This window comes from Dapis hubbardiae BLCC-M172, from assembly GCF_050016015.1.
GTDB lineage: Bacteria > Cyanobacteriota > Cyanobacteriia > Cyanobacteriales > Microcoleaceae > Trichodesmium.
In genome coordinates this window covers 79,812-85,005 of sequence record NZ_JBNHEQ010000167.1, presented here as the reverse complement: position 1 = coordinate 85,005, position 5,194 = coordinate 79,812, and the positions used below count along the sequence as shown (strand labels likewise).

At 38.1% G+C, this 5,194-nt stretch carries 7 protein-coding genes; 2 read left to right on the top strand and 5 right to left on the bottom strand.

Going from position 1 to position 5,194, the window contains the following annotated elements; translation table 11 throughout:
• The first annotated feature begins 74 nt into the window (after window positions 1–74).
• Both ACP6PK_RS15400 and ACP6PK_RS15395 read left to right on the top strand, forming a co-directional pair.
• Complete coding sequence (locus ACP6PK_RS15400) at window positions 75–572, top strand: GNAT family N-acetyltransferase (RefSeq protein WP_426560536.1); 498 nt, start codon at window positions 75–77, stop codon at window positions 570–572.
• Window positions 573–704: 132 nt separating this feature from the next.
• Entirely contained in the window at window positions 705–1,886 is a 1,182-nt protein-coding gene (locus tag ACP6PK_RS15395; protein ID WP_426560534.1) for an FtsW/RodA/SpoVE family cell cycle protein, read from the top strand.
• A 37-nt stretch (window positions 1,887–1,923) separates the two neighbouring features.
• Here the strand turns inward: ACP6PK_RS15395 and ACP6PK_RS15390 are convergent, their stop codons facing one another.
• From ACP6PK_RS15390 to ACP6PK_RS15370, 5 genes are all read right to left on the bottom strand, one after another.
• Window positions 1,924–2,586, bottom strand: coding sequence for a Crp/Fnr family transcriptional regulator (locus tag ACP6PK_RS15390; protein WP_426560532.1), 663 nt, complete (start codon window positions 2,584–2,586; stop codon window positions 1,924–1,926).
• 375 nt (window positions 2,587–2,961) lie between these two features.
• Window positions 2,962–3,519, bottom strand: coding sequence for a hypothetical protein (locus ACP6PK_RS15385; RefSeq protein WP_426560530.1), 558 nt, complete (start codon window positions 3,517–3,519; stop codon window positions 2,962–2,964).
• Window positions 3,520–3,542: 23 nt separating this feature from the next.
• Entirely contained in the window at window positions 3,543–3,854 is a 312-nt protein-coding gene (locus ACP6PK_RS15380; protein WP_426560528.1) for a hypothetical protein, read from the bottom strand.
• A gap of 447 nt (window positions 3,855–4,301) precedes the next feature.
• Complete coding sequence (locus ACP6PK_RS15375) at window positions 4,302–4,847, bottom strand: M10 family metallopeptidase C-terminal domain-containing protein (RefSeq protein WP_426560526.1); 546 nt, start codon at window positions 4,845–4,847, stop codon at window positions 4,302–4,304.
• Window positions 4,848–4,871: 24 nt separating this feature from the next.
• Window positions 4,872–5,194, bottom strand: a 323-nt coding sequence (locus tag ACP6PK_RS15370; protein WP_426560524.1) for a DUF7507 domain-containing protein, incomplete at its 5' end; no start/stop codon positions are given.

The window sequence follows — 5,194 nt, the reverse complement described above, 5'->3', positions numbered from 1 at the left end:
TAACTGATAACTGATAACTGATAACTGATAACTGATAACTGATAACTGATAACTGTATTTCCTATTCCCTAAAAATGAAAAAATATTATCGTGAATTTTTAATTAGAAATTGGCAACAAAATGACCGTCAAATAGCAGCAAATATTATTGGTTATGTTCTCGCTGAATATAATCTCAAATGGGAACCTGAAGGAGCAGATCGAGATGTCTTAGAAGTAGAAAAATTCTATCAAAATATAGGAGGAGAATTTTGGGTAATAGAACGACAAGAAAAAATAGTAGGAACTGCTGCATATTATCCAATTGAACGAGGTAATAAAGCAGTCGAAATTAGAAAAATGTACCTATTACCAGAAATTAGAGGTCAAGGTTTAGGAAAATTCTTATTAAAAGAATTAGAAAAAAGAATTGCTGAATCTCAATTTCAAGAAATTTGGATAGAAACAGCAACAGTCTTACAAGAAGCTGTTAAATTATATGAAAGTAATGGTTATCAATTAACAACTGGCGTCGAAACAAAACGTTGCGATCGCATTTATAAAAAAGTTTTGTGTCCTATAGTAGTAGACTAAAACAACTCACTGTGATATAATAAAATTTTTATTCTCTATTTCCTATTAGACATCTCCAATAATAAAAAATACAATCAATTATCCGACTTTCTACTCCCTACTCCCTATTCCCTATTCCCTATTCCCTAGATTATGTATTTACGTTATCTAATACCCTTTTTTGACCCCAAAGTCCAAACATGGGCAATAGAAGCTAGATTATTACGATGGTTAACATTTCTCTGGTTATCTATAGGTCTAGTAGTATTATTTTCAGCTTCTTATGCGAGTGCTGCAACAGAATATGGAGATGGCCTCTACTTCTTTAAACGCCAATTAATATGGGTTTTAGTAGGGATGGTAGGATTCAATGTAGTTGTTTATACCCCCTTGTCTCGAATATTACAAACTGCCAAAGTAGGCTTAATTCTGATACTTACTCTATTATTGATAACCTTGATACCAGGAGTAGGAACCACTATTAATGGAGCAACTCGCTGGATATCTTTAGGCCCAGTCATTATTCAACCCTCTGAACTAATGAAACCTTTCCTGGTACTACAAGCAGCTTATTTGTTTAGTAAATGGAATCGCGTGAGTTGGTTAGTTAGAATAACTTGGTTATCCATTTTTTCTGTGGTACTAGGATCTATTCTCCTACAACCTAACTTGAGTACCACAGCTTTATGTGGTATGATTCTATGGTTCATTGCCTTTGCTGCTGGACTACCTTACTTTTATCTTGGAGGTATCGCTTTAGCTGGATTTCTTTTAGCCACCATTAGTGTCAGTATTAATGATTATCAAAGGAGGCGGATTCTTTCTTTCACGAATCCTTGGTCAGATGCAATGGGTGATGGTTATCAGTTGGTTCAAAGTTTATTAGCAGTTGCTTCAGGAGATATTTGGGGACGTGGTTTTGGACTATCTCAACAAAAGTTACATTTTCTTCCTATTCCCTATAGCGACTTTATATTTTCTGTTTATGCTGAGGAGTTGGGTTTTGTAGGGGCCTTAGTATTATTTCTCTTATTAGCTATGTACAGTATTCTTGCTTTGAAAGTTGCCTTTAGAGCTAGACTCATGGAACATCAACTTGTAGCAATTGGAGTGATGATAGCCTTAGTAGGACAGTCTTTACTTAATATAGGTGTTGCTACTGGGGCACTACCAACTACAGGTTTACCATTACCACTATTTAGTTATGGTGGTAGTTCAATGATTGGTAGTTTGCTTTTAGCTGGATTATTAGTTCGGGTTGCTAGAGAAGAAAATCAGGCAGAAGTTTTAATCTTAAAAGAACGTCGTAAACGACGGCGACGCTATGTGCAATAAATTTATTCCATTTTTTGTATTAGCTAGAAATAGCAAATTAAGTTTTGTGATTAGTATTTCTGTCAAATCCAAACAAATCTGATGAGTTGGCAAAATTCTCATTTCTCAAGATTAGATGGCGATATTTATCTATACTCAGCCACCCCTGCTGTTTTAATTTTCCTAATAGTCTAGTCACAGTTACTCGTGTTGTACCAATTGCAGCAGCAATATCTTGATGGGTCAAGCGAATATTTAACCTAGTACCATCACCCAGACATTGACCAAATTCTTGCTTTAACAAAAATAATAGCTGATGTAGGCGGTCTTCTACCCGTCGTTGTCCAGCGATCGCTAATAAAGCCTCTGTTTGCCTAAATCGTCTTCCTAACTGAGGCAACAACTCTTGGGTTAGTTTTGGAGAAGCCTCTATTTCGATCATTGTGTAGCACATTAAACAAACATCTGACAAAGCAGTTGCCCGATAAGTTTGCAAGTAAGAAAAACAACTGCCAAAGCACATAGAAGGCCCTGCCCAACCCAAAAGACCTTCTTCACCCACTGGATAAACGGTACTGAGTCGCACTAAACCCTGACAAATTTGCCAAATACCTTGGGACACTAAAGGTATTGTTTCTCCTTTCTGATAAAAGTGTAGATGACGTTCAGAGTCTACATGATGCTGATTAGTCTCTATAATTGCTCTTGAAGTTGGAGCCATGTTTAAATATTTTTACTTAACACAATACTGGTTTCTGATACACAGCATCCAGTGTATCTCAGTCAAGTAAAAATTAGGTAATTAAAAGATTACTAATAGGTTAAGCTTTTTGAAGTCAGAAGTCAAAAGTCAGAAGTCAAGAATTGAGAATTACCTCTCCTTAAAAAGAAGAGGATTGACGAACAGGAAAATTTTTATTTATTATCCCCTTAAAAGGGGAGGCTTTAAACCACAATATTTCGGTCAAATTTTTCAATTACATGACCTCACGTTACAACCAAAACGTTGTAGGGACGTTCCATGGAAGGTCCCTACTGTGGTCTACCTAAATGAAAGTGGCTGTATAGATAAAAAGAGGTATTATGCTCTAGGGGTTTAATTATCGCGGCGACGCTTGGTAAAATAACCAATACCAGCAACTGCTATTATCCCTAAAATATTAACAGGTTCAGGAGTCTTGACAGATAACTTTTCTACAGCAACATTATCAATCAGTAAAGCTGAGGTCTTATCAGTTCCATCTAAATCATAAACTGCTATGCCCACCGTGTAATTGCCAGCAGCAAGATCTTTTGATAATGTGCCTTGAGATTTTTTAGCAAATTCACCTGGTGTCAGGGGACCAGGGAAATCACCTTCACTTTGGGCAAAAGTCTCAATCACCGTATCTGTCCCGTCATATATAGTTACAATCGCGCGATCTGAAGGAACGTCAGGAAAAGAAGGAGCCCCAGGCAAAGGAGGAAGCTCAGACGCAGGATTTCTATCTCCATCGTTGGTAAGAAACTTCCAATCAAAACTCAGAGTAGAATCATCATCTAAAGAAACAGCTTGTTTGATTGCTGACCCTTCTTTAGAATCTAGTACTGATGGGAACGGAGACATTCCAGGAGGAAGCGGAGGCGCTCCTGGTAAAGGAGGAGGAGTAGGCACAGATATTTGTAAGTCATTATCTGCTAACCCAAGAAATTTTGTAGTTGAGGGTCATTGTTCCTGGCAACAATGGCATCAGTACCTGAAAAATTATATGCACCATTATTACCAATAATATCGTCATATCTGAAGGTTGTTGCAGTGGTTAACAAAGCCTGATAGGAGCCATCTGTTGGATCGAAACCGTTGAAAGTACCTATTGTCCTGACATCTCCGATAATCTCCCAATCAGTGAAGTCATCTTCAAAACTGCCGTTGCTAAATGCTGCTGCTTGAACTGGTTTAGAAGTTAGAGTGCTTAAGCTCAGTAAGCTGAGGGTAGCAACTGGAAGCAAGGAAAGACCACGGAAAAGGGATTTAGAAGTTGATAAAAGTTTGAAGATTATTTTTGGATTTGAATTAATTACAGAAATTGAGGGTTGATGCAACTTGTATTGTGAGAAAACGATTGAGTGGAGTGTTCTATTGAGCGGACTCAAATTCATTTAAAATTATAGCAGATGACTTTCTAAAATAGTAGCATATAATTTGCTATATTTTCCCGGTTTACAAAGTTCATGTTGTCGGATTTTTAGAATTTAATGTACTCAAATTTACCTAAAAAAATTATAGCAGATGACTTTCTAAAATGGTAGCACATAATTTGCTTATTTTCCCAGTTTACAGAGTTCATGTTGTTGGATTTTTAGAGACGTTGCACGCAACGTCTCTATGAGAATCCCTACCAGACTTAAGAATGGATTATCTGTGAAACCTGCTCAAAGAAATAAGTAGCAGGAAGCCTAAACAATCATATCTGTGTTCGGATCAAACACATTGCCGTCAGGATTTATGGATGAAACTTCATTGAGAACAACGATGTTTTCTATATATTGTGGATCAGTGTTCCCATCAGGAGCGATGGCGAACCATGTTACATCTATTCCATAATAAAGTCCCAAATCATAGGGGATGATGTAGAAATTATCAATGGCATCCTGAGCAGTTCCTTGTGGGAATGCGGTAGAGAAGTTTGATTCTTGTGTATTCCCAAGTAGAATACTGAAATCAAGTTTATCAATACCACTCTGGAAGTCGGTTAGTTCATCGTGTTGATCCAATAATTGTGTGTAGACGAATATGTCATTTCCATCACCTCCAGTTAGGACATCCGCGCCCTCAAAAGCAGTTATGATGTCGTCACCTGGAGTTCCTTCAATCGTGTCCATACCACTGGTACCATTGATGATGTTAGGAGTAGGTTCAGCTAGCTCGAATGGAATCTCAGCCGGGTCTTCTAGACTCTCAACAGTACCTCCATTGGGGTCAGTACCTGTAGCAGTTGCCACGTTATCTACCACTGGGTCAGCAACTCAACCATCAATATCTGCCTGAGTTAAGGTGTAAGTTCCTGTCCATTGTTGGGTTTCCCCTGGAGACAAGTCAGTATCTGCTGGAGCAGTAATGGCAATCAGACCAGGTAAGTCGAAGGATTTTTCGTTAATCGTGACACCAGTGATTAAGACATTGCCATCGTTGGTGACATCAAAGGTGTAGCTGAGTTGGTTGCCTGGATTGAGACCGTCATCACCTACATCAACGTAGCTACCTTCCTTAATTAAGGAGAGTAGTGGAACTTGCAACTCATCCACAAAGTCTTTGCCAGTATCGGCTTCACCAGGGTCAACGGTTACTG